General features: G+C 37.8%; 23 protein-coding genes and 1 tRNA gene. 18 read left to right on the top strand and 6 right to left on the bottom strand.

Annotated elements, in window-relative coordinates; translation table 11 throughout:
• Position 1: 1 nt before the first annotated feature.
• From uvrC to K4422_RS03615, 7 genes are all read left to right on the top strand, one after another.
• Complete coding sequence (gene uvrC, locus K4422_RS03645) at positions 2-1,792, top strand: excinuclease ABC subunit UvrC (protein ID WP_230709517.1); 1,791 nt, start codon at positions 2-4, stop codon at positions 1,790-1,792.
• 263 nt (positions 1,793-2,055) lie between these two features.
• The gene (locus tag K4422_RS03640; protein WP_230709221.1) at positions 2,056-2,682 is read left to right on the top strand and encodes a hypothetical protein; all 627 of its coding nucleotides are present in this window, start codon (positions 2,056-2,058) and stop codon (positions 2,680-2,682) included.
• Between the two features lie 255 nt (positions 2,683-2,937).
• Complete coding sequence (locus tag K4422_RS03635; RefSeq protein WP_230709219.1) at positions 2,938-3,378, top strand: hypothetical protein; 441 nt, start codon at positions 2,938-2,940, stop codon at positions 3,376-3,378.
• Between the two features lie 117 nt (positions 3,379-3,495).
• Positions 3,496-3,810 carry a PadR family transcriptional regulator gene (locus K4422_RS03630; RefSeq protein ID WP_230709216.1) on the top strand — a complete coding sequence of 105 codons (315 nt, stop codon included), beginning with the start codon at positions 3,496-3,498 and terminating at the stop codon, positions 3,808-3,810.
• A gap of 68 nt (positions 3,811-3,878) precedes the next feature.
• Complete coding sequence (locus tag K4422_RS03625) at positions 3,879-4,535, top strand: DUF2812 domain-containing protein (RefSeq protein ID WP_230709214.1); 657 nt, start codon at positions 3,879-3,881, stop codon at positions 4,533-4,535.
• A gap of 51 nt (positions 4,536-4,586) precedes the next feature.
• Positions 4,587-5,486, top strand: coding sequence for an ABC transporter ATP-binding protein (locus tag K4422_RS03620; RefSeq protein ID WP_206905114.1), 900 nt, complete (start codon positions 4,587-4,589; stop codon positions 5,484-5,486).
• Complete coding sequence (locus K4422_RS03615; RefSeq protein WP_230709212.1) at positions 5,479-6,732, top strand: ABC transporter permease; 1,254 nt, start codon at positions 5,479-5,481, stop codon at positions 6,730-6,732. Before K4422_RS03620 ends, K4422_RS03615 begins: the two co-directional genes overlap by 8 nt.
• Before the next feature lie 189 nt (positions 6,733-6,921).
• Here the strand turns inward: K4422_RS03615 and K4422_RS03610 are convergent, their stop codons facing one another.
• Together K4422_RS03610 and gloA are read right to left on the bottom strand one after the other, a co-directional pair.
• On the bottom strand, positions 6,922-7,632 hold the full coding sequence (locus tag K4422_RS03610; protein WP_206905108.1) for a gamma-glutamyl-gamma-aminobutyrate hydrolase family protein: 711 nt from the start codon (positions 7,630-7,632) through the stop codon (positions 6,922-6,924).
• Positions 7,633-7,761: 129 nt separating this feature from the next.
• Positions 7,762-8,136, bottom strand: coding sequence for a lactoylglutathione lyase (gloA, locus tag K4422_RS03605; protein ID WP_206905105.1), 375 nt, complete (start codon positions 8,134-8,136; stop codon positions 7,762-7,764).
• 132 nt (positions 8,137-8,268) lie between these two features.
• Between gloA and K4422_RS03600 the strand changes: the two genes are divergently transcribed.
• Both K4422_RS03600 and K4422_RS03595 read left to right on the top strand, forming a co-directional pair.
• Positions 8,269-8,712, top strand: coding sequence for an NUDIX hydrolase (locus K4422_RS03600; RefSeq protein WP_206905093.1), 444 nt, complete (start codon positions 8,269-8,271; stop codon positions 8,710-8,712).
• A gap of 297 nt (positions 8,713-9,009) precedes the next feature.
• Complete coding sequence (locus tag K4422_RS03595) at positions 9,010-10,725, top strand: ABC transporter ATP-binding protein (protein WP_206905091.1); 1,716 nt, start codon at positions 9,010-9,012, stop codon at positions 10,723-10,725.
• Between the two features lie 297 nt (positions 10,726-11,022).
• Here K4422_RS03595 and yidA read toward each other — a convergent pair whose 3' ends face one another.
• The 3 genes from yidA to K4422_RS03580 all read right to left on the bottom strand — a co-directional run bounded on the left by yidA (position 11,023) and on the right by K4422_RS03580 (position 14,207).
• Entirely contained in the window at positions 11,023-11,835 is an 813-nt protein-coding gene (gene yidA, locus K4422_RS03590; RefSeq protein ID WP_206905089.1) for a sugar-phosphatase, read from the bottom strand.
• A 141-nt stretch (positions 11,836-11,976) separates the two neighbouring features.
• Positions 11,977-13,335 (bottom strand): HD domain-containing protein, encoded by a 1,359-nt coding sequence (locus K4422_RS03585; RefSeq protein WP_329957724.1) that lies wholly within the window; start codon positions 13,333-13,335, stop codon positions 11,977-11,979.
• Positions 13,336-13,400: 65 nt separating this feature from the next.
• Entirely contained in the window at positions 13,401-14,207 is an 807-nt protein-coding gene (locus tag K4422_RS03580) for a lipoate--protein ligase family protein (RefSeq protein ID WP_230709211.1), read from the bottom strand.
• Positions 14,208-14,474: 267 nt separating this feature from the next.
• On the opposite strand from K4422_RS03580, the gene K4422_RS03575 reads away from it, so the two are divergent.
• The 4 genes from K4422_RS03575 (at position 14,475) to K4422_RS03560 (ending at position 17,578) form a co-directional block, all read left to right on the top strand.
• A complete protein-coding gene (locus tag K4422_RS03575) occupies positions 14,475-14,909 on the top strand; it encodes a DUF1934 domain-containing protein (protein WP_206905085.1) in 435 nt (144 codons plus the stop codon).
• 75 nt (positions 14,910-14,984) lie between these two features.
• A complete protein-coding gene (gene rpoE, locus K4422_RS03570) occupies positions 14,985-15,599 on the top strand; it encodes a DNA-directed RNA polymerase subunit delta (RefSeq protein ID WP_206905082.1) in 615 nt (204 codons plus the stop codon).
• Between the two features lie 153 nt (positions 15,600-15,752).
• Entirely contained in the window at positions 15,753-16,280 is a 528-nt protein-coding gene (locus K4422_RS03565) for a hypothetical protein (RefSeq protein ID WP_230709209.1), read from the top strand.
• Entirely contained in the window at positions 16,277-17,578 is a 1,302-nt protein-coding gene (locus tag K4422_RS03560; protein WP_230709206.1) for a glycosyltransferase family 2 protein, read from the top strand. The genes K4422_RS03565 and K4422_RS03560 overlap by 4 nt, the downstream gene beginning before the upstream one ends.
• A gap of 89 nt (positions 17,579-17,667) precedes the next feature.
• Here the strand turns inward: K4422_RS03560 and rpoN are convergent, their stop codons facing one another.
• Complete coding sequence (rpoN, locus tag K4422_RS03555) at positions 17,668-18,993, bottom strand: RNA polymerase factor sigma-54 (RefSeq protein WP_206905074.1); 1,326 nt, start codon at positions 18,991-18,993, stop codon at positions 17,668-17,670.
• 52 nt (positions 18,994-19,045) lie between these two features.
• Between rpoN and K4422_RS03550 the strand changes: the two genes are divergently transcribed.
• The 5 genes from K4422_RS03550 (at position 19,046) to tpiA (ending at position 23,733) form a co-directional block, all read left to right on the top strand.
• Positions 19,046-19,117 (top strand) — tRNA-Arg (locus K4422_RS03550).
• A 412-nt stretch (positions 19,118-19,529) separates the two neighbouring features.
• Complete coding sequence (locus K4422_RS03545) at positions 19,530-20,567, top strand: sugar-binding transcriptional regulator (RefSeq protein ID WP_206905071.1); 1,038 nt, start codon at positions 19,530-19,532, stop codon at positions 20,565-20,567.
• Between the two features lie 38 nt (positions 20,568-20,605).
• Positions 20,606-21,607 (top strand): type I glyceraldehyde-3-phosphate dehydrogenase, encoded by a 1,002-nt coding sequence (gene gap / locus K4422_RS03540; protein ID WP_206905069.1) that lies wholly within the window; start codon positions 20,606-20,608, stop codon positions 21,605-21,607.
• A 99-nt stretch (positions 21,608-21,706) separates the two neighbouring features.
• Complete coding sequence (locus tag K4422_RS03535; protein ID WP_230709205.1) at positions 21,707-22,897, top strand: phosphoglycerate kinase; 1,191 nt, start codon at positions 21,707-21,709, stop codon at positions 22,895-22,897.
• Positions 22,898-22,977: 80 nt separating this feature from the next.
• The gene (gene tpiA, locus K4422_RS03530; RefSeq protein WP_206905056.1) at positions 22,978-23,733 is read left to right on the top strand and encodes a triose-phosphate isomerase; all 756 of its coding nucleotides are present in this window, start codon (positions 22,978-22,980) and stop codon (positions 23,731-23,733) included.
• Positions 23,734-23,823 lie beyond the last annotated feature (90 nt).

Genomic DNA, 23,823 nt, shown 5'->3' with positions numbered 1-23,823 from the left:
CGTGAATGAACGGATTAAAAATAAATTAGCACTCTTACCCGATCAGCCTGGCTGTTATCTGATGAAAGATAAAAATGGTACGATTATTTATGTCGGAAAAGCCAAAATTTTAAAAAATCGTGTCCGCTCTTATTTTACCGGCAGTCATGATACAAAGACAGAACGGCTTGTATCTGAAATTGAAGATTTTGAATATATCGTCACCGAATCCAATATTGAAGCATTGTTGTTGGAGATTAATTTAATTAAAAAAAATGATCCCAAATATAATATCATGCTAAAAGATGATAAAACGTATCCCTTTATCAAAATTACCAATGAAGCTTACCCGCGGTTACTCATTACCCGGAAAGTCTTAAAGGATAAAGCTTTGTATTTTGGCCCGTATCCTGATGTTGGTGCGGCAAATGAAACCAAAAAACTTTTAGATCGACTTTTTCCATTACGTAAATGTAAAGTTTTACCAAAAGAAGTGTGTCTGTATTATCACATGGGACAATGCTTAGCTCCTTGCGTTTTTGATGTACCGACAAAAGTTTATGAAGAAATGGTAGCCGAAATTAAACGCTTTTTAAGTGGAGGTCATACAGAAATTCGCGCTAATATCGCAACGGAAATGGAAGAGGCCGCAGCAAATTTAGAATTTGAAAAGGCCGCAGAATTACGAGATCAAATTAAAGCCATTGATACTGTGATGACGAAACAAAAAATGACACAAACTGATTTTATGGATCGTGATGTTTTTGGTTATGCGATTGATAAAGGCTGGATGTGTGTTCAGGTCTTTTTTGTCCGTCAGGGAAAACTAATTGAACGAGATGTTTCAATTTTTCCTTTCTACAATGATGCACAAGACGACTTTTTAACGTATGTCGGGCAATTCTATCAAGAAAATGAACACTTTATTCCAAAAGAAGTTTTAATCCCTGATGATATAGATTTAGCGTCGGTTGAAGCATTGTTACAGACGAAAGTTTTAAAACCTAAACGGGGAGAGAAAAAGAAACTAGTAGCATTGGCAAATAAAAATGCTGGGGTTGCTTTAAAAGAAAAATTTGATTTAATTGAGCGTAAAGAAGAGCGGACAATCGGTGCAATCGAAAGTTTAGGCAATGCGATGCAAATTCCAACGCCAGTGCGGATTGAAGCTTTTGATAACTCCAATATTATGGGGACTAACCCAGTATCTGCCATGGTGGTTTTCATTGACGGTAAACCAGCCAAAAATGAATACCGTAAATACAAGATTAAAACTGTAACCGGTCCAGATGATTATGCTTCCATGCGGGAAGTCATTTATCGCCGCTATGCGCGTGTCTTAAAAGAGAATTTGCCTTTTCCTGATTTAATCATTATTGATGGTGGTAAAGGGCAAGTGGATGCTGCCCGGGAAGTTTTGGATAATCAATTAGGTTTAGATATTCCGATTGCCGGTCTTGCCAAAAATGACAAACATAAAACCAGCGAGATGCTCTTTGGTCAGGACTTAGAAGTGGTACCGTTAGCTCGCAATTCACCTGAGTTTTTCTTGCTCCAACGCATACAAGACGAAGTTCATCGCTTTGCCATTACTTTTCACCGCCAACTTAGAAGTAAAACGAGTTTTGCTTCTAAGTTAGATGATATTGCTGGCTTGGGACCAAAGCGCAAAAAAGCATTGTTAAAAGAGTTCAAATCTCTAAAAAATATTCAAAATGCTTCTATTGATGAAATTCGCGCAATTGGTATTCCCGAAGCTGTAGCCAAAACCATTCAAAGTGCTTTGGCTGCTGAGACAAAGCCAAAAGAATAATCAAGTAAAAGTGGAAATCACTCCCTACAAGTAAGCAAATTTTTAATGCTTTGCTTGTAGGGGTGATTTTTTTGTTGCCTAGAGATGCAGTAGCATTTTACTGTCACGCACAAAAAGCTGCTATATTTAGCTGGTTAATCTGAAAAAGTAACTTTTTTTTCAATAACTTCGTGAGAAAATGCACAATTAACTGGTAAAATTAAAATACATTAGTTATAATATTTTATATTTTGTGAATATTTCGAATAATATTGGAGGTTATTATGGGAATTGAGGGACAAACAGTGGTTTTATTTATAGCCAGCTTGGGGATTATCGTTTTAGTTATGGTTTTGTGGATTACACTGGGGCAAAGAAAACGCATTACGAAATTGCAACGTGAACAAGAAGAATTTGCCGATAAACAAGAAAAACAATTGGCACAACATTATCATTCGATGAATCAGCTGAGTATTGAAACGATTGATGACAGTCGCCGCTTACTTGCAGGGGAAAAAGAGGCGCGTGGTGAGTTATACGATCATTTTAAACTTGAGCTGCAAGAGCATACTGAATTAATGTTGCATGAAGTAAAGCGTGTTGAAGAATTGGTGAAAAATGAATTAAGCCAGCTAAGTGATTGGCAGACCCAAATTGCACAACAAGTTGCTAATCAGCAAACAGATCAAAACGAGTTTGTTGATTTTGTTGATGAAAAATTAACAGCTTTTGCCACACGGAGCCATGGTCTACCAGAGCAAATTGAACAAGTAATTGGCAAGATGAATCAATTGCGTCAATTACAGCAAGAATTGGCAGAATTTAATCAACCTTTAAAAGTGGAAAAATGGGATGCCCATAAAAAAGGAAATCACAAAAAACGGCAACAATTAGTTGAAGAAGCAATTTGATAGAGATAAAACAAAAATAAAAAAATTCGGGGTAAGAGTCGTGGGGAGACTTTTATGCCGAATTTTTTTAATTATTTAACTCAAAAGGACGGATAAATTTTCACAAGAATAATTCAGGTTAAAGACAAAAAAGTACTTACGTTAATTTAGCCGCAATTTTCATAAAAGCTTTTAAAACGGTGATTTTTTTTAGCGTGTACTGTTTTTTTGACATGTACCGTTTTTTTTTCGTTGTTAAATAAAGGAGGTAAAAAAATGTATCTAATCGTGAGTCCTAACCAATTGGGTTACTTTAAACCTGCGACAACAGCACGACGCTTAAAAGCTTTTCTAAAAAAAGAAGGCGATGTCAAAGTTTTTTTAGGGCATCTGCATTTTATTGAAGTTTGCCATAAATTATTTGTGAAGATTGCACCACTGGATGTTACCCTTTATCAAAAAGAAGTTGATGCTATTTATGAAAAAAAGACGTGGAATCATTATCTGGCTTATTACTTTTACAAATTACGTTTATTCTTTAAAAATGAAAAGTGGCTTTTTTTGTTGCAAGCATACCGCAGTTATCAACGCCAATTTCTTCTTTTATATATTGCCTGTCAGCAAATACAAGAAGTCGCTAAGATAAGTGATGACAAGGCAGCACAAATTCTAGTTAGAAAGTTAGGCCTACTCAAGCTTCAGAAAAACACGAGTTAAGATTTAGGATAAAGATGAAAGAAGGGATACAATTTTTTTATAATTGACAGCGGTTCTTGACTAGCGTACTATATCACTAAGCGATATATCAACTTGTGATATAGAGGAGGAGCAGGAATGGATGAGGCCTTGTCAGATAGTGTTTACGCGATTTTGCTCGTATTGCTAAAACCCCAACATGGCTATGCCATTATGAAAGAAATCAGTGAAATAACTAATGGCTACATGGAAATTGGTCCAGCCAGCATGTATACGAATTTGAAAAAACTACAAAAAGCCGATTACATCAGGTTACAAGAAAATTCTGATCGTAAGAAAGTTTATCAGATTACTACAAAAGGTCGAAAAGCTTTGGAACAAGATATTGAACGCCGGCGTCTTTTTTATGAAGCAGGGGCAGCGTTATTGGCAAAAAATCGGGAAATAAGCTAAATAAATTCAGCTTAAAGGTGCTATAGCGCCGATTTTTACAACCGGTTTGACAAGTTGGGAGGTAAAAAATGCGAATTGGGGACAAAAAGTATTTAGTAAGTCTTGGGGTAGCTTTTTATCCTGAAAAAGAGATGTTACGTTTGAATAAACAAGCCAAGCAAGGCTGGCATTTTGTCAAAATGAATAGCTTGGGCATACTGGTTTTTCAAAAAGGGATGCCACAAAACCTTACCTATAGTGTGGATTATTTTACGGGGTCAAAAGAAGATTACGCAGAATATATTGCCTTATACGAACATAGTGGTTGGCAACACGTCACAACTTTTATGAAACGTTACTGTTATTTTGTCAGTAATTGTCCTGCTGCTATTTTTACCGATGAAAAAAGTTATCAAACTCGTATCAGACAAGAATGGCGTCAGCAGTTTTTGCAATCGTTGTGGGTCACACTTTTGGGCGTTCTTTTTTACTTAGCAGGCAACTTTTTTTTTGGGGGCAGCTTTGATAATTGGCCGATAATATATTTTGCCGTCACGCTTGTGGCGATCACTTTTCCAGTAGTTTTATTGATGAGTATGGGAACGATAAAACTGCTCTATCAAAAAAGAACCAAATACTACAATAAACCAGAAAAATTTGCCAAAAAGCAAAATATTGTGCGAGATACAGTGGTGCTAATGATCTTAGGTGCAATTCTTGGGGGATCACTGGCTTTATTATTATAAATTCTGCCCGTAGCTGGCTTTATTTAGACCAAAAAAACGAGGAGTGAAAAAATGCTAACGGTTAAAAATTTGAAAAAAAGTTTCGGGGATTATACCGCAGTAAAAGATTTATCCTTTGAAATACAAGACGGTACGATTATGGGGTTAATTGGGCAAAATGGGGCTGGTAAAACAACCACTTTTCGCTTGATTTTGGATTTTTTAACTCCTGATGAAGGTGAAATTTTATGGAATGGTGAAAAAATTAGTAGTAAAGATTATGACATTATTGGTTATCTGCCAGAAGAACGGGGACTTTATCCCAAGGTCACCATTGAAGAGCAATTGATTTACTTTGCGGAGCTAAGAGGGAAAAAACGCAAAGATATTGTTCCTGAAATTGACAAATGGATGGAAAAGTTTGAAGTGAAGGGAAAGAAAACCGATAAAGTCAAATCCTTGTCAAAAGGAAATCAACAAAAAGTACAGTTAATTGCAACCTTAATTCACGAACCAAAATTGGTTATTTTGGATGAGCCTTTCAGCGGGCTGGATCCAGTGAATGCTGAGTTATTAAAAAATGGCATCATCGAGTTACGCCAAAAAGGTGCGTGTGTCATCTTTTCAAGTCATAATATGGATAACGTTGAGAAGATTTGTGATCATTTGATTATGTTGAAAAATGGTGAAACAGTTTTAAACGGAAAAGTGCGGGAAATCAGAGAATCTTTTGGACGGAGTAAACTGTTTTTGGAGTCGTCCTTGTCACAAGCTGATGTTCAAGCTATTGAAGGCGTAAAAGAGGTCGTAGTCCAAGAAGACAAAAGTTTAGCCATCACATTATCCAATCCAGATGCAGGCAAAGAAATCTTTATGCGAGCGACTCAAAACGGCTATATTCCAATGTTTAATCAACAACCGCCAACCCTAGAGGAGATTTTCAAATGGAAAGCAGGTGACAATCATGAGTAAGTTTTGGGTGATTGCTAAAGATGTCTATAAGAAAAATGTTAAATCAGTTAGTTTCTTAATTTTAATTTTGGCACCATTTTTAATGGGTGCATTTTATTACTTTACTGGCCAATTAGCTGGCAGTTCCGATGTCAATACCATTGGCGTCTACTCAGAAAATACCGCTTTGGGACAAGCTTTCACCCAATTGGATCATAAAGATTATGATTTTAAAGTCGTCCCGTCAAAAAAAGCAGCGGAAAAAGACTTGGCAAAAGAGAAGCTGGATGCCTTTTTGGTTTTAACAAATAAAGGAGACAGTTTTTCAGGCGAAATCTTTACCGAATCTTCCTTAGGACAAACAACACAGCTGATGATTCAACAGCTATTGACACAAATGCAGTCAAATGTGCGGGCCAAAAAGATGGGACTATCAGCCCAAGAGGTGGGCTCATTGAGTCAAACAGCCCAATTAACGACGCAAAAAGTTTCCTTTGATAAGTCTGGTACAATGACCTCAGAAGACGATCATAGCAGTTTGCAGATGATTGTAACCAATGTTTCGGCCATTATCTTGTTTATCTTTGTCGTGACGTATTCTAGTATTATTGCCCAAGAAATCGCTTCTGAAAAAGGAACACGAATTATGGAAGTGATTTTATCAAGTACCAAAGCCCAAACTCATTTTTATGGGAAATTAACCGGGGTCTTATTGGTTGCTTTAACACAATTGTTAATTTATGGGCTTATGATTATTTTTGGGTATCAAAAATTCAAAGATATGGACATCGTCAAACAATTTTTAGGTGATGCATCTTTGGAATCTCTCTTTGGTCCATTTTTGATTTTTTCAGCGATCTTTGTAATCTTAGGGATTTTGTTGTACGCCGTTTTAGCGGCATTGTGTGGTTCTTTAGTCAACAAGGCAGAAGATACTTCAAAAGCGATTATCCCAGTCACTTATTTATCCATGGGAGCTTACTTTTTAGCCTTATTTGTCGGAATGTTTGATCCACAAAATATCGCGCTGAAAATTTGTTCCTATATTCCTTTCTTTTCATCATTTGCAATGCCAGTTCGTCTGGCTAATGATACAGCCAGCATTTCCAGTGCGATTGTTTCTGTCGTGATTTTAGCCGTCTTTACTGTTTTTCTTATGCTGATTTCATCGGGTTTGTACAAATCAAATGTCTTGGTTTACAACGAAAACGGCGTTATTGCAGCCTTGAAACAATCTTTAAGTATGATGAAAGCAGAAAAGAAGTAAGAAATTTAGGCAATTATCATACCGGATAAGTGAATAGAGTTGAGAATTAATAAATAGCGTCACCCCTACTTTTTCTTCTAAAGTTGAGGCAAATTAAAAAGCAGCTTACTATTTAGCTCGTTAACACTTAAGTTAGCGGACAAATTAGATAAGCTGCTTTTTATTTAAAAGGATTTCATTCCCCTTTTTTTAGGCGAATTTATTAACAAAATACTCAAAAAATGCGCGTTCTTTTTCGATGGTGAAATAAGCCAACTCTGGATGCCACTGGACACCCATGACCGGGGATTTGACACTTTCAATTCCTTCAATGACCCCATCAGGTGCCGTTGCAGTTACGACAAATTCTGCTGCTAATTCGTCGATTACCTGATGATGAAAGGAATTAACTTGATAATTTTGCGGTAAAAATTCAGCTAAACGACTGTTCATATTAATTTCAACAGGATGGGTGGGAAGTTCAAATGGTGTTGGTACCTGTACGTGTTTTAAGAGGGGTTCTTTGGCTAAGCTTAAATCTTGTAGTAAGGTCCCACCAAAGGCGACATTTAATAACTGCATCCCACGACATACGCCGATAACAGGTTTGCCGGCCTTGACTGCTTCTTTTACCAGCGCCATTTCAAAGAGATCGCGTCTGTGATTGGTCGCACCTAATTTTTGGTGAGGTAATGCACCGTAGCTTTCTGGGGATACGTCTTGGCCACCGGCTAAAAGTAATTTATCGATTTTTTGTATGTAGCTTTTTGCATCATAAATTGTGCCAATGGGCAACAATAAAGGTAAGCCGCCAGCATTTTGAACACCAGTGACAAAGTTTTTTGGCGTGTAGCTAATCCAGTGACTATCAGTGTCTATCATGGTCTGTTCATTTGCGGCGATGCCAATAACAGGTTTCATTTTTCCACGTCCTTTATTTAAAAAAACTGTTGCTAAAAGCAATGTCAAAGTAAAACACAAAAAAAGTCAGTAGTAGCTTTTCTTTTATTTCCTTTGCGCTTTTAGCACAGTTTTTTTATTTATTTATCCTTATTTTTCACGAATAACTTCGATTTTGTAACCGTCAGGGTCAACAACAAAATAATAAGAAGGTGCAGTACCAGGTAATCCTTTTAAGTCGGTTACATTATAATTATCATTTTTTTGTTTTTCATGTAATGCTTCTAAGTCGCTTACTGCAATGGCGATGTGGCCATAGCCATCACCTAAATCATAAGCAGCGTGATCATAATTATAGGTCAATTCTAATTCATAATCATCCCCAGGTAAGCTCAAGTACACTAAGGTAAATTTATTTTCGGGAAAGTCGCGGCGGCTTTTTTCAACAAAGCCAAAAGCTCCTTTATAAAAGGCTAAAGATGCCTCTAAATCTTTGACACGTACACATGTATGGGCCATTTTCATAAAAAATCAGTCCTTTCTCCTTGATAAAGATATCTTATCATAGGCCTTTAGCTGTGATAAGAAATACGCTTTAACTTGTGAAAGTATCTGCATTTGGGTAAAATGAATGAAATGAAAAGTGGAGGTTACAAAATGGAACCAGTGTTTGGGAAAAAGGAGTCAGATAAGCCTTATAAAGCGCGTTATGGCGCTTATGTGGTAGTGAGTCGTAATGAAGGACAAGAAGTAATTTTGGTACAAGCCCCAAATGGCGCCTATTTTTTACCTGGCGGCGAAATTGAAGGAACAGAAAACCACGTGGAAGCGATAAATCGCGAAATGTTAGAAGAGCTTGGTTTTGAAGTGACAGTTGGAGCGTATTTAGGGGAAGCGGTAGAATATTTTTATTCCAGTCATCGCGATACATATTTTTATCATCCCGGTTATTTTTACGTTGTCGACAGTTGGGAGAAAGTCGCTGAGCCGACAGAAAAAACCAATAACCTGGCTTGGGTAACAGCAGATGAAGCGATGCTTTTATTAAAGCGCGGCAGTCATCGCTGGGCAGTCCAAAAGTGGATGAAAAAATCTAATTAATTAAAAAAAGAAACAGGCTTTAGCAGTTTTTTTCCGACTGACTGATGTCTGTTTTTTTATCTATAATAAAAATATAATTTTTCTCGCAGGAAAATACAGATTTCGTAAGCTTTTTTTACTTGTGTTTTTCAAATAGATGTTTGTTTAGCTGGGAAAATTGTGTTTTTATTGGGATTTTCGGTATAATAGATGGAGTTGTCTTTTGACAGTGTAAATTTTTAACGTCTAAATTGTTACAAAAAAAAGGGTAGCAACAATTTAAGTTGCAAGAATTTTTAGGAATAAAAGGAGAAAAAGATGTTGAAACGTTTTTTTAGTTATTATCGTCCGTATAAAAAACTGTTTATTTTGGACTTTAGTTGTGCAGTTTTAGCCGGGTTACTGGAGTTGGCTTTTCCGGTAGCCGTCAATGAAGTGATCGATAAAATTATGCCGCAAAAAGAATTTCGAATTATTTTGTTGGCTTGTTTGACCTTATTTTTATTTTATATTTTGAATACGATTTTGCAGTATATTGTTGTCTTTTTTGGTCATAAGTTAGGGGTCAATATTGAAACAGATATGCGGCGTGAATTATTTGCCCACCTTCAAAGTCAGCCTTACGCGTATTATGACAATCAAAAGACAGGGAAATTGATAAGTCGGCTGACGACAGATTTATTTGAAATCTCTGAAGTGGCCCATCATGGTCCAGAAGATATTTTTATTACGATTATGACATTGGCAGGCTCGTTTTTACTGATGCTACACACCCATGTAAAATTAGCAATCGCAACTTTTGCTTTATTGCCCCTCATTACAATCGCTTTGGTTTTCTTCAATAAAAAAATGACGAAAGTCAACACGCGCATTTACGAAAATCTTGGTGAATTTAACGCTGGGGTGGAGGCTTCTGTTAGTGGTATTCGCGTTACGCAATCTTTTGGCAACGAGGATTTTGAAGCAGCACGCTTTGGCGGTTTAAGTGAAGCTTATCGGCAATCAAAAATCTTATTTTATCGGGTAATGGCTGTTAGTTCAGCCTATAATTATTTGTTAATCCGTTTAATTAATTTATTTACTTTAATTTTTGGGTCCTATTATGTGATTCAAGGGCAGCTGACCAATGGGCAATTTGTCGGTTTCATTTTATTGGCAAATGTCTTTGTCAGACCCATTGAAAAAGTGAATACGATGATTGAAAGTTATCCCAAAGGAATTGCAGGGTTTAAGCGCCTGACAGAAGAATTGGATAAAAAGCCAAGCATTGTGGATTCAAAGAATGCTAGGGTCGTTAAGGATTTAAAAGGCGACATTTTATACCAGGATGTTTCTTTTTCTTACGCAGAAGCAAGCAAGGTTTTAGATCACATTAATTTGACAATTAAGCCAGGGGAAACAGTGGCTTTTGTTGGCCAAAGTGGTTCAGGCAAAACGACGCTTTGTAACTTGTTACCTCGCTTTTACGATGTAACAGAAGGGGCGGTAAAAATTGATGGGATAGACGTTCGGGATATGACTTTGAGTTCATTGCGAAGTCAAATTGGCATTGTGCAACAAGATGTTTTCTTATTTCCTGGCAGCATTAAAGAAAATATCGCTTATGGGCGTTTGGACGCAAGCGACAAGGAGATTATGACAGCAGCGAAATTGGCCCATTTGGATAGTGTTTTAGCCCAGATGCCTGAAGGAATTGAGACGCAAATCGGGGAGCGGGGCGTCAAATTATCTGGTGGTCAAAAACAACGGGTAGCGATTGCCCGGATGTTTTTAAAAAATCCACCCATTTTGATTTTAGATGAAGCAACATCAGCATTAGATACAGAAACCGAACAAGTCATTCAAGAGTCTTTAAACTCACTTTCAAAAGGGCGGACAACTTTAATCATTGCCCATCGCCTAGCGTCAATAAAACACGCAACTAGAATTGTGGTAGTCAGTCCAGCTGGTATCTTACAACAAGGTAGCCATGAAGAATTAATGGCTAAAGGCGGAGCTTACCGCGCATTGTATGAAGCCCAGTTTCGCAAATAGATAAAGAAAAGCCAGACAGCTAGAAAAGCTGAAGGAATCGGGCAGCTCTGAGCCATAAGATCTAAATGTGCTAAAATGGCTCCTTCATTTTTGCAAATTTAGGCTTTGGGCCGAAGGGTTGATTCGTGAAGCCAGACAGCTAGAAAAGCTGAAGGAATCGGGCAACTCTGAGCCATAAGATCTAAATGTGCTAAAGCGGGCAAATCACTTTTTTTCTTAGGTGAAATTCATATTTACTTTATAAAAAAAACAGCGCCAGACAAGTTATCAGGACTTGTTTGGGCACTGTTTTTTTGTCTAGCTGAATTTTTCGATTGCTTCTTTGACGCCATCTTCATCGTTTGAAGCCGTGGTGATGTAATCGGCAACGGCTTTCGTTTTATCGACGGCATTTTGCATCGCCACACCGACACCAGCATACTCTAACATGGCCATATCATTTTCATTGTCGCCAATAGCCATAACTTCTGCTTGTTGAATGTTTAAATGTTCTGCCAGTTTCGCAAGTGCAATTCCCTTATTGGCGCCTTTGTGTAAGATTTCCAAGTAAAAAGGGGCACTTTTGACAATATTGTATTGTTCTTTAAAATCAAGGGGAAGTTGGGTAATGGCGTGATCTAAAATTTCTGGTTCATCAATCATCATCATTTTAATCATGTCGTACTCATTTTTTACCATTTCATCGGAAGTGCGGTATTTAATTGGCATGTGCACCAATGTTGATTCGTGAACGGTGTAGGGACTAATATCACGATTAGCTGTAAAAATTGCATCCACACCAGATACGTGAAAATGAAGCCCGAGTTTTTGTGCCATATAATTTACTTTTAAGTAATCGTTTTTCGTTAGGCTGGCAGAAAAGACGGTATGTTGGGTGGCAACATTTTGCACCAATGAACCATTATAAGTAATGACATAATCGTCAGCACTTAATAAATCTAACGTATTCAAGTATTCTTTTACCCCTGGTAAAGGACGGCCAGTGCATAAAACGATTCGTACCCCTTTTTTCTTTGCGCTTTGTAAAGCGGCTTTCACACCGGTTGTTAATTGTCCTGCGCTGTTTAACAAGGTGCCGTCAATATCAATAGCGACTAGTTTAATACTCATGAAAAAAATTCCTCCTAAACAAATAGCTGTATTCTTTCAGCTGCTTAAATTGCCAAAAAGTGGCAAGATCCGCTTTCTATTCTACTAAAAGAAAGCTCCCTTTTCTAGTGGTGAGAGAAAAGGGAGGCAAGTTTGGTCTTATTATTCGACTAATTCGCCATTTTTGATATGGCGGGCAAATGCTGCATACGTATCGCTAAAAAGATCGTAATTATTTTGCAAGGAGCGATCTACCATTTCTTTAGGGAAATAATAGCGGTGATCGCCAGTTTTTTGTCCAGCGAGTGCTGCGACTAATTGGCTTACTTTTGAAAGTTCTACCAGAGTACCGTCATTTTGTTGCAATTCAATTTGCGTGCGGTGGACCCCTGATTTTGGTCGATAAAAGTCATAAGGTAAGTCATAGCTGGAATTAATCGCAGTATAGTATTTCGGATTATACCCGACTTCTTCCACCAGCTTGCATAGTTTTGTGATTAAGTCTTGTTGACCTTCTTTGAATTTTGCTGATTTTAATGGTTTTCTAGATAACCAGCGATTGGCTAAATCACTTAAAATAGCGTCATCTTCGTCAACCCATTGAATAAAATAGGTAATTAAAACGCCATCGTCTAATTTTAAATAATCTGCTAGTGTAAAGTCTTCTTTTAAAAAAGGAATCAACAACTGGGAATGTTGCTGAAATACATCGGAATTTTCATTATATAATTCGTGGGCCCGATTTAATAAGTGTTCCAACAAAACTTCCATACTCCGGGAAACTTGGTGGAAATAAACTTGAACATACATTTGATAGCGACTGACGATATAGTCTTCGACCGCGTGCATCCCATTCATAGCAAAGGCAATCCCCCCTTCATAAGGGCGAATGACCCGTAAGATGCGGGTTAAATCAAAAGTGCCGTATTCGGTGCCGGTAAAATAAGCATCTCGTAATAAATAATCCATTCGATCAGCGTCAATTTGACTTGAAATCATTTGTACCACCTGCGGATTGGGATAATCATGGGTAATGACACTGGCGACTTTTTCTGGAAAACCAGGCGCAACCTTATTCAAAATTTGGTAAACCTCAGTTTCTGGCGAAGTGATAATTTCGACAGTGATCTTCTCATGATCTGTGTGGAAAATATGTTCAAAGGTGTGGGAAAAAGGACCGTGGCCCACATCGTGAAGCAGTGCCGCACATAAAGCGACCAAGCGTTCATTATCATCCCAGCCGCCAGCACCAATTTTAGCAACAGAAAAATTTCGTTCAAAGATATCGCAGATGCGGCGGGTGATCTCGTAAACACCTAATGAATGGGAAAAGCGGCTATGCTCGGCCCCGTGGAAGGTAAAAGAAGACGTCCCCAATTGTTTCACGCGTCTTAGGCGCTGTACTTCTTTTGAGTTGATTAAATCCAAAACTACTTGATGTTGGACGTGAATATAATTATGAACGGGATCTCTAAATACTTTTTCAATTGGTAATTTTTGATCTTTATATAAGGTCATCATCGATTTACTCCTTTGTTTGATTTGGCAAAATTGTCTGAGTCTCCCCACTCTTTGGAAAAATTGATTTATAAGGAAGCAAGAATTTCATTACGGGTAATCATACGGCTTAGCTTTTCTGTATAGTCAGTTCTTTTTTTTGTTGCACGCAACCAATTCTGACTATCAACTTGAGTGATTTCTTCTTTGGTAAGTTGTGAAAAAGCATTTAAAAAGCGTATTTTTGTTTGCTCAATCGTTAAATTATTTTTCATTACGGAACCGACAGTCGTCATACTGTCAGGATTTACCGGCGGATATCCGTCTTGTCCAAACTTCTCTGCTAAACTTGCACGATAAAAATCTTTAACCACTTGCCCACGCTCTTTTTGCGGGCCACTAACACTGAGATACATCATAATGGCGATACCGTCTTTAATTTTTCGTTGGGCGATACCGGCAATTTTTTTACCCGCGCAACTTAAGTCGTAAGTCCCCGGGCAATAAGAATCAAAAACTTCCCCAGTGGTAATCAAAAGCTCAGGAAAAGCGTGCTGTGTTAGTTGGAACATCTTCTCATAAGCAGAATCGGTCGTCTGCATATCGCGGGGAATAATAAGGGAAATATTTAAAATAGCAGGGTCACTAATGACGCCTAAACCACCAGCGCTGCGGACAACCGGTGGATAACCAGCCTGCTGTAGCGTTGTAACGCCAGCTTTTAAATGAGGTACCCGCGTATCTTTCATACCTAAAATCATGGTCTTTTCCAATTGCCAAAAATGCAATAGGGGCTGTTTTGTTTGACTGACATGTTCAATTAAGACGTCAGTTAAGGCAAAAGGCAATAGCGCCTGCTGATTGGGATAAATGGTTTGATCTAAACTTAAATTCATCGTCTAACTCCTAAATAACGCTTTTTTGTTACAGGTAAGTCTAATTTGGATAATCGTCTTACCCCGGGCGCTTTTTTGTTAAGCATTTCTAAATCACGTTTCCTTCATTATATACGAAAAAGCTCTGAAAAAATAACGGAAGGCCTTGAAATAGACGCAATGTTTGACAAAAAGGGTAAAACTGTGAAGAATGAAACTAAAGATGAAAAGCCTGCTTAAAGTAAGCAGCACTTTTTGTGAGGATACTGTGAAGTGGAGGATATAAAAATGGATTTAAAAAATGGCGTACCAGTTTCCATTCATTTGAAAACCAAAGTCAAACAACATGAAGAAATACAAGAATTTACTTTTGATTTACCAGGTCAGCTGGTAACCATTGGTGATAAGCTGTACATTCGTTATCAAGAAGTACAAGAAAGTGGCGAAGAAATTCCTGTTATTATTAAAATTATGCCAGATGGAACCGTGCAATTAACGCGATCTGGAGAAATGCGATTACGGCTAAAATTTGACTATAAGAAAAAATTAGAAACCAGCTACACAACACCTTATGGGGTGATGTATTTTGGGACGTTTACGCGTAATCTTCATGTTAGCTTGAAAGATCGCCCGATGTCTGGCACAATTTTTATTGACTATGATTTGTATATGGCCGATGAACGAGTAGGGGAATATCAGATCAGCTTAGATTTCACAGCATAATTTTGCGAAATAAATTGATTTTTTCAGTACATTTTTGTATGATAAAGCGTAGACTGCGAAAGGACGTGTCCTATTTTGGAAATTACAGTATTTGAAGGGGCAAACAAAAACGAGTTGTCCATGATTGAAGTGGCCCATGCGATTTTAGAGCAACGTGGCGACGTAATGGATTTTTCGGATTTAGTAAACCAAATCCAAACGTATTTGGGTAAATCAGATAGCGAGATTCGTGATTCATTGGCACAATTTTATACCGACTTAAACATTGACGGCAGCTTTATCTCATTAGGTGAAAACCGTTGGGGATTGCGTTCATGGTATGCCATTGACTCAATTGATGAAGAATTGTCTCATGGGCTTGATGAAGACGAAGAAGACACACCTCGTAAACGTAAACGTAAAAAGGTTAATGCCTTTATTAACGATGATGAGGATGCCATCGATTACAACGATGACGATCCAGAAGATGCCGATCCAGAAGATGAAGACGACAAAGAATTGTACGACGATGACGATGATGACGATGATGAAGAAATCTCTGCATATAACAGCGACTTACAAGAAATTGGCGCCGATGATAATTCTGATGACGAAGAAGAAGTACCCGGAAATATCGAAGAAGACTTAACCATTATCGACGATGACGATGATGATTTAGACGACTTTGATGACGAAGATGAAGACGAATAAAACTAAAAAATGCGAGGGTGAAGGTCAGATGACTTTCATCCTCGTTTTTTTTTTTAGTGTAGTGTCTTTACGCCTTTTTTTAGTGCTTGTGAAAAAATCGTTTAATTTGCAAATCTTGGTTAAATACGAAATACTAAAAAAAAGGAGGGGCATATGGAAAATAAAAAAGACGCCACCAACAACGAATTAGAGGATAAGAAAAAACAAGAAACTGTTTATGAAGATAAATTTTTTGAAAAAGGCCATCTCTGGTTAAAACTACGCACGATTATTTTAACTATTCTCGCCTGGTTGGGCGTAATTATACCCATTTATTGGACGCTCACTTCTACTTTGTTGCGCAATCATGTTAAAGTAAAAGCCGTTTGGAGTTATCAAGAAGGAATCGATACTTACTTCTTCTTACTAAAAGCTTTTGTCTTCTTTTTTATTGGGGCAACGGTTTTCACTGTGATCATGACACTACGAAGTAATCGCGAAATAAAAGAAAATTATAGTAAAAATTTTACGTACGATTTTGATGATATGTTAAAAAAACGGCACGAATTGGATGATTTTTATGCGGCACGATTTGGTCCCAGTGACAAGCGTGTAAATATAAAAACGTATTCTGTGCCGGAAGAAAAAAATATTTCAAAAGCAGAGTTACAAGCTGTCTTTAAAAAGGAGAACAGTAAGTGAACATTATTCAGACTGGTCATGAATTTTTAGATATTGTTTTGAACGTTATTTTGTTTGTTTTATTTACTTATCCTATTTTAGGGGCTTTTATGTGGTTTATTGGGGTTATCTGCTATCGCTTTTTATTTAAATATCAAATTAAAAAGTTTAAAAAAATTAAAAAAGAAGAGCAGCCCTTTATTACGATCATGGTGCCTGCACATAATGAAGAGGCAGTAATTGAAAAAACACTGGCTTATTTATTGCATCAATTATCTTATGAAAACTATGAAGTGTTAGTAGTAAATGATGGTTCCACCGATGATACCCCACAAATTCTGGCCGAGTTGGCTCGTAAAGAAGCGCGCTTGCGGGTTATCACAATTGAAAAAAACAAAGGAAAAGCGCATGCTTTTAATGTTGGCTTTGCTTTTGCACAAGGTGAATATATTTTAAGTAATGATGCAGATACAATCCCAGAACCAGATGCTTTAACTAAGTATATGAATTATTTTATGGAGTCCGGTGAAACCAATATCGGGGCAGTAACTGGGAATATGGATGTTTTAAATCGCTCAAAAATTATTGAAAAGGCCCAGACGGTTGAGTTTTCTAGTATCGTCGGTGTCATTAAGCGGAGCCAGCAAGGAACGTTAAATACCATGTATGCTTTTAGTGGAGCCAATACCATGTATCGTAAAACGGCGCTACTTGATGCGGGTTTGTTTCGCCAAGATCGCGCCACTGAAGATATAAGCATTGCTTGGGATGAACAGCTCTTAGGATGGTTACCGGTTTTTGCTCCAGATATTATGTTTTACATGATGGTCCCAGATACTTTAAAAATGCTTTATCGGCAACGCAAACGTTGGGCTAAAGGCGGCACGGAAGTTTGGTTGACCAATTTTCCTAAAGTTGCCTTACATCCAATCAAACACTTTAATCAGCTGGTTATGTTTATTGACCAAACCCTAAGTATTTTGTGGTCGCTTTTCTTTTGGTTTTCAAGTTTCATTTTTATTGTGACATTGATTTATTTTCTTGTAACGCAAAATTATGAACGAATTTTTCATATGTTTGCAATGGCCTTTATCTTTGTTAATTTTCAGATGATTGCCGGCTTTTTGCAATTGGGTTCGGCACTAATTTTAGACGATCGCGGTCATAAATTACGCTATTTCGTCTTTGCTCCATTTTACATGTTGCTTTATTGGATGATGAATGCCCTCACCATCTTAACAACGCTAATTCCCGCCTTCAAGACAATTTTAGGCTATGGTAGTGGCACATGGGTGAGCCCAGAACGGAAAAAAAGTTGATAAAAAGTAAATAATAGAGAAAATCCCCAATCGATTCTGATTGGGGATTTTCTCTATTATTTCTTGTAATTTTTCTATAAAAGATAGTGTTATGAGTCAAAGCGTTTTCGCTTGCTGGAGCTTGGGATTTTTAAGGCGTCGCGATATTTGGCAACCGTGCGGCGGGAAATAGTAATTCCTTCTGCTTTTAGTAAGTCGACTAATTTTTGATCAGAGTGTGGTTTACCTTTGTCTTCTTCTTCAACGAGGGCTTGAAGACGGACTTTGACGTTATCAGTCGACAAATCTTCGCCACTATCATTTTGAATCCCGACTTTTTGACTGAAGAAGTGCTTTAATTCAAATATTCCAAAATCTGTTTCCAAGTATTTTCCATTGACCGCCCGGCTGACGGTGGACTCATGAATTTCCAGCTCTTCTGCGATATCTTTTAAAATCAAAGGTTTAATCGGTCGGCTTTCATCTAAGAAGAATTCTTGTTGGTGGGCGATAATTGCTTGTCCCACGCGTAAAATTGTATCACCACGTTGTTGTACCATTTTTTGCAGGGATTCAAAATCTTGTTTTTTCTCATTTAGATATTTTTTGGTCTCGTCATCGGCTTTTTTTGCCATTTGGTCAAAGTAGCTTTGCTGGAAGTGCATTTCTGGCATGCCCCGCCGGTTGCTGGTGATTTTAATTTTCTTTCCGTCACTTATTTTGACTGTCAAATCCGGGATAATGTATAAGCCATCGGTGGTGCCAAAACTTGCTCCTGGCGTAGGGGTTAGCGTTTGAATATAGTCGAAGACTGTTTGTACTTCGCTAACTGGAATAGCTAACTTTTTCGCTAGTTCAGGCCATTTGCGATTTACCAAGTCCTCAAAATGTTCTTCTAAGATAAGATAAGCCAAATTAGGCGCTAAATCATCTCTTTCAGTTTGCAGCATGAGACATTCTTGTAAGTTGCGGGCACCAACCCCAGCAGGGTCCAATTGCTGAATTAAAGTTAAAGCGTCTAAAACTTGTATCTTTGTGGCCTGCATTTTTGTAACAACTTCATCTAAATCAATTGTTAAAAAACCGTTTAAATCAATATATTCAATTAAAAATAAAACAATGTCACGTAAAAACGTATCGCGATAATTCAAGTGAACTTGGTCGATGAGATATTCAAACAACGAAATACGATCATCCGGAATTTGGCTTAAGTAGTTCAATTCTTCGCCACTGGATGAACGGGGCTTGGAATAGCTTAAGGCGTAATTAGCTTCTGATACTTCGATTAAAGGATTTTCCATTGCTTTTGTTTCGACAAATTCAGCTAATTCATCAATTGAAAATTGCAAAACTTGAATTGATTGTTGCAATGACTGTGTCATAGCAAGCTTTTGCGATTGTTTTTGCTTTTGTGAAAAACTTTGTTGAAATTTCATGTATTTTCCTCTTGATTTTATTCTGATTATTAGCTAAACTAACATATGTTCGGCGCTCTTAGTGTAGTGGATATCACGTAAGATTCCGGTTCTTGAGACAGGGGTTCGATTCCCTTAGAGCGCGTTAAGACATCTTCTAGCTAAGAAGGTGTCTTTTTTTATTGCGGTGAAAAAACGCTATCAAACAGCTACTGAGCTATTTTAACACGATTTTTGTTGGAAATGAATGCTTCAAAAGTGATAATTTAATTTTTCCCTTACGCAAATAAAGGATCAATTAGAAATAAAGGCTTTTGTTTTCGTTGTGCAATTTATCACTTGGCGTTAAATTAATTAGTAAAGCGATTTAACGTAATGGCACAGTTTTCAGAAGTATTTTTCTTAGCTTTTTAGTTGCACAATAGAATGGAAAATGGTACTATTACTTCCGTAAGGTTAAAGGAATTTGACCTGCAGCAAATTTTTTTTGGTCTCGATGGGTCGAAATAGGTCTACGATGGACATAAACCGTCCATTGTCAAAAAAGGAGAGTAATCATGCTTGATGACTTAAAATTGATTGAAGCAGTTGCTCCTGATATCCTGCATGTTTTGCAAGAGCGTTATAAAATCTTGCGAAATATTTACTGGATGCAGCCTATTGGTCGCCGAAACTTAGCAGATAGTTTGAATATGACCGAACGGATTTTACGTACCGAAACGGATTTATTAAAACGATTAGCTTTAATTGACGTCTCAAAAAGTGGTATGAGCTTAACTAAAACGGGTGAAAAAGTTTTTACCGATTTAGGCAAAGTAATGGATCAACTTTTTGGCATGCATCAATTAGAAAAACAGTTGGCCAATCATTTTGGCATTGCCCGCTGTGTAATATCTGCTGGTGATAGTGACCGACAAGAAAAAGTCGTGAAAAACTTTGGTGAGAGTTTAAATGAATCGTTAGATTTACTTTTACCTGAAGGCAAGAACGTCATCGCGGTAATGGGTGGGACAACAATGGCCCAAGTTGCCGAATGTCTGACAAACCTTGAAAGTGATGAACGACATAACCTTTTTGTACCGGCCAGAGGTGGTATTGGAGAGGCTCTGACTGTACAAGCCAACTCAGTTTCTGCTATGATGGCAATGAGGTCAAATGGTGAACATCGGGCACTTTATGTCCCAGAACAATTAAGTTCTGACACGTATCGTTCCCTTATGAAGGAACCCTCAATCCTTGAGGTGTTAAACTTGATAAGCCATGCTGACTGTGTTATTCATAGTATTGGGCGTGCTTTGCATATGGCGGCTAGACGCAAGATGAGTGAAAATGAAATCTTGATGCTAAAACAGGCCAATGCAGTCGCTGAATCATTTGGTTATTTCTTTGATGAAACTGGTAAAGTGGTCTATAAAGTGCCACGGATTGGTTTACAATTAAAAGATTTACAAAAGGTGCCAATTATTTTAGCTGTTGCCGGTGGCAAAACTAAAGCTAAAGCAATTAATGCGTATATGCAAAATGCACCAAAACAAACGTGGCTTCTAACTGATGAAGCTGCTGCAAATGAGATTTTAAAAGGGGTAACCCTTTAAAATAAAAAACCTGATTTTCATAAGGAGGAAATCGCAATATGACAGTTAAAGTAGGTATTAATGGATTTGGACGTATCGGCCGTTTGGCATTCCGCCGCATCCAAGACGTAGACGGAATTGAAGTTGTTGCAATCAACGACTTAACAGATGCGAACATGCTTGCACACTTGCTAAAATACGATACAACTCAAGGACGTTTCAACGGTACAGTTGAAGTTCACGATGGTTCTTTCAACGTTAACGGTAAAGAAGTTAAAGTTTTAGCTAACCGTAACCCTGAAGAATTACCATGGGGCGAACTAGGTGTAGAAATCGTATTAGAATGTACTGGTTTCTTCACTTCTAAAGAAAAAGCTGAATTACACTTAAAAGCTGGTGCTAAACGTGTAGTTATCTCAGCTCCTGGTGGTAACGATGTACCAACAATCGTTTACAACACTAACCATGAAACACTTACAGGTGACGAAACAGTTATTTCTGGTGCTTCTTGTACTACTAACTGCTTAGCTCCTATGGCTAAAACTTTACAAGACAAATTTGGTATCATCGAAGGCTTGATGACAACTATCCATGCTTACACTGGTGACCAAAACACATTAGATGCTCCACACCCTAAAGGCGACTTCCGTCGTGCGCGTGCGGCTGCAGCTAACATCGTACCTAACACAACTGGTGCTGCTAAAGCTATCGGCTTAGTAATTCCTGAATTGAACGGCAAATTAGACGGTGCTGCTCAACGTGTTCCAGTTCCAACTGGTTCATTAACAGAATTAGTAACTGTTTTAGATACTAAAGTTACTGCTGACGAAGTAAATGCAGCAATGAAAGAAGCTTCAGACGAATCATTTGGTTACACTGCTGACCCAATCGTCTCTTCTGACATCGTTGGTATGACTTTCGGTTCATTATTTGACGAAACTCAAACTAAAGTAATGACAGTTGGCGACAAACAATTAGTTAAAACTGTTGCTTGGTACGACAATGAAATGTCTTACACTGCTCAATTAGTTCGTACTTTAGAATACTTCGCTAAATTATAAGATTCGCTTACGCGTAATCTAATGTAGTACTTTTAAAGCGGGGAAGCGACGCGCTTCTCCGCTTTTTTTATGAGATAAATTTAGGAGGCAAACATACAGATGGCTAAAAAAACAATCGAAGACATTCAATTAAAAGATAAAAAAGTTTTAGTCCGTGTTGACTTTAACGTGCCGTTAAAAGATGGTGTAATTGGTGATGATACACGTATCAAAGCTGCTTTACCAACTATCAAATATGTAATCGACAACGGCGGCAAAGCAATCTTGTTCTCACACTTAGGTCGTGTGAAAACACAAGAAGATAAAGCTGGCAAATCTTTAGCACCCGTTGCAAAACGCTTGGGCGAATTATTAGGTAAAGAAGTAACTTTCGTACCTGAAACTCGTGGTAAAGAATTAGAAGACGCCATTGCAAATATGCAAGACGGCGATGTTTTAGTATTTGAAAACACACGTTTTGAAGATATCGACGGTAAAAAAGAAAGCGGTAATGACGCTGAATTGGGCAAATACTGGGCATCTTTAGGCGATGTATTCGTAAACGATGCATTTGGTACTGCTCACCGTGCCCATGCTTCTAACGTTGGTATTGCTTCAACAGGTATCCCAACTGTTGCTGGTTTCTTAATGGAAAAAGAAATCAAATTCATCGGTGAAGCTGTTGAAAATCCTAAACGTCCAATGATCGCTATCTTAGGTGGCGCTAAAGTGTCTGATAAAATCGGTGTGATTGAAAACTTGATTCCAAAAGCGGACAAGATTTTAATCGGCGGCGGTATGACATATACTTTCTACGCAGCTAAAGGTATGGCAATTGGTAAATCATTAGTTGAAACAGACAAAATCGAATTAGCAAAAAGCTTAATCGAAAAAGCTGGCGACAAATTAGTTTTACCAATCGACAATATTTGTGCCGCAGAATTTTCAAATGATGTGCCAACTGAAACTGTTGAAGGCGAAATAAAAGACGATGTTATGGCTTTAGATATCGGCCCTGCATCTATTGCTTTATTTGCTGAAACATTAGCTGGAGCAAAAACTGTTGTTTGGAACGGACCTATGGGTGTGTTTGAAATGTCTAACTTTGCTAATGGTACAATTGGTGTTTGTGAAGCAATTGCTAACCTTGAAGATGCAACAACAATCATCGGTGGTGGTGATTCTGCAGCAGCAGCTGAACAATTAGGCTTTGCTGACAAATTCACGCACATTTCAACTGGTGGTGGTGCCTCTCTAGAATTATTAGAAGGTAAAACATTACCAGGTTTAGCTGCTATTAACGACAAATAATTTAAAGTTGAAATGGTCTTGAAAGGGGAACCTTTTGAGCTAATTTTACGAGTAAATTTTTAAAAGAGGAGTTGCACAAAATGCGTAAACCCATTATCGCCGGAAACTGGAAAATGAACAAAACCTTATCAGAAGCACAAAGCTTTGCAGAAGCAGTGAAAACTGCGGTTCCTTCAAAAGATTTGGTAGATTCTGTGATCGGTTCACCTGCTTTATTCTTAGCACCATTAGCTTGGAGCTTGAAAGATTCTGAAGTACAATTATCTGCTCAAAACTGTTTCTGGGAAAACGAAGGAGCCTACACTGGTGAAAACTCACCAGCTGCGATTGCAGACCTTGGCGTACAATATGTGATCATTGGTCACTCAGAACGTCGCGAATATTTCCACGAAACAGACGCAGAAATTAACAAAAAAGCAAAAGCAATTTTTGCCAACGGTATGACACCAATCTTGTGCTGTGGTGAAACTTTGGAAACTTACGAAGCAGGTAAAACTGCTGAATGGATCGAAGGTCAAATCACTGCTGGTTTAGCTGATTTATCTGCTGAACAAGTTTCAAGTATGGTAATTGCTTATGAACCAATCTGGGCAATCGGTACAGGTAAATCTGCTGATGCTAACATTGCAGACGAAATCTGTGGTGTTGTACGTCAAACAGTTGCTAAATTATACGGTTCAGAAGTTGCTGATAAAGTACGTATCCAATACGGTGGTTCAGTTAAACCTGAAAACATTGCAGAATACATGGCCAAAGAAAACGTTGACGGCGCATTAGTCGGCGGCGCAAGCTTACAAGCGGATTCATTCTTAGCCTTATTAGATGCAGTTAAATAATCTAACAACAACATTAAAAAAATGAGTTTTAATTTGCAGAAATGCATAAAATTCACTAAAATTGTGGATGAAGGGTTTTAACCCTTTTGA

The sequence above is a fragment of the Enterococcus sp. SMC-9 genome (genome assembly GCF_021011285.1).
Classification (GTDB): Bacteria; Bacillota; Bacilli; order Lactobacillales; family Enterococcaceae; genus Enterococcus_C; species Enterococcus_C montenegrensis.
Note: the sequence above shows the minus strand (reverse complement) of the source record. Positions and strands in the feature narration are given on the sequence as shown.

Bases quoted from the DNA above. Each gene is read 5' to 3' on its own strand.
- K4422_RS03610 (WP_206905108.1), bottom strand. From the start codon at position 7,632: ATGAAACCTGTTATTGGCATCGCCGCAAATGAACAGACCATGATAGAC.
- K4422_RS03580 (WP_230709211.1), bottom strand. From the start codon at position 14,207: ATGAATTTAAGTTTAGATCAAACCATTTATCCCAATCAGCAGGCGCTA.
- K4422_RS03565 (WP_230709209.1), top strand. From the start codon at position 15,753: ATGGAAAATAAAAAAGACGCCACCAACAACGAATTAGAGGATAAGAAA.
- K4422_RS03625 (WP_230709214.1), top strand. From the start codon at position 3,879: ATGCGAATTGGGGACAAAAAGTATTTAGTAAGTCTTGGGGTAGCTTTT.
- gloA (WP_206905105.1), bottom strand. From the start codon at position 8,136: ATGAAAATGGCCCATACATGTGTACGTGTCAAAGATTTAGAGGCATCT.
- K4422_RS03635 (WP_230709219.1), top strand. From the start codon at position 2,938: ATGTATCTAATCGTGAGTCCTAACCAATTGGGTTACTTTAAACCTGCG.
- K4422_RS03630 (WP_230709216.1), top strand. From the start codon at position 3,496: ATGGATGAGGCCTTGTCAGATAGTGTTTACGCGATTTTGCTCGTATTG.
- K4422_RS03545 (WP_206905071.1), top strand. From the start codon at position 19,530: ATGCTTGATGACTTAAAATTGATTGAAGCAGTTGCTCCTGATATCCTG.
- K4422_RS03535 (WP_230709205.1), top strand. From the start codon at position 21,707: ATGGCTAAAAAAACAATCGAAGACATTCAATTAAAAGATAAAAAAGTT.
- K4422_RS03595 (WP_206905091.1), top strand. From the start codon at position 9,010: ATGTTGAAACGTTTTTTTAGTTATTATCGTCCGTATAAAAAACTGTTT.
- gap (WP_206905069.1), top strand. From the start codon at position 20,606: ATGACAGTTAAAGTAGGTATTAATGGATTTGGACGTATCGGCCGTTTG.
- K4422_RS03615 (WP_230709212.1), top strand. From the start codon at position 5,479: ATGAGTAAGTTTTGGGTGATTGCTAAAGATGTCTATAAGAAAAATGTT.
- K4422_RS03600 (WP_206905093.1), top strand. From the start codon at position 8,269: ATGGAACCAGTGTTTGGGAAAAAGGAGTCAGATAAGCCTTATAAAGCG.
- K4422_RS03575 (WP_206905085.1), top strand. From the start codon at position 14,475: ATGGATTTAAAAAATGGCGTACCAGTTTCCATTCATTTGAAAACCAAA.
- rpoN (WP_206905074.1), bottom strand. From the start codon at position 18,993: ATGAAATTTCAACAAAGTTTTTCACAAAAGCAAAAACAATCGCAAAAG.
- tpiA (WP_206905056.1), top strand. From the start codon at position 22,978: ATGCGTAAACCCATTATCGCCGGAAACTGGAAAATGAACAAAACCTTA.
- yidA (WP_206905089.1), bottom strand. From the start codon at position 11,835: ATGAGTATTAAACTAGTCGCTATTGATATTGACGGCACCTTGTTAAAC.
- K4422_RS03585 (WP_329957724.1), bottom strand. From the start codon at position 13,335: ATGATGACCTTATATAAAGATCAAAAATTACCAATTGAAAAAGTATTT.
- K4422_RS03620 (WP_206905114.1), top strand. From the start codon at position 4,587: ATGCTAACGGTTAAAAATTTGAAAAAAAGTTTCGGGGATTATACCGCA.
- K4422_RS03640 (WP_230709221.1), top strand. From the start codon at position 2,056: ATGGGAATTGAGGGACAAACAGTGGTTTTATTTATAGCCAGCTTGGGG.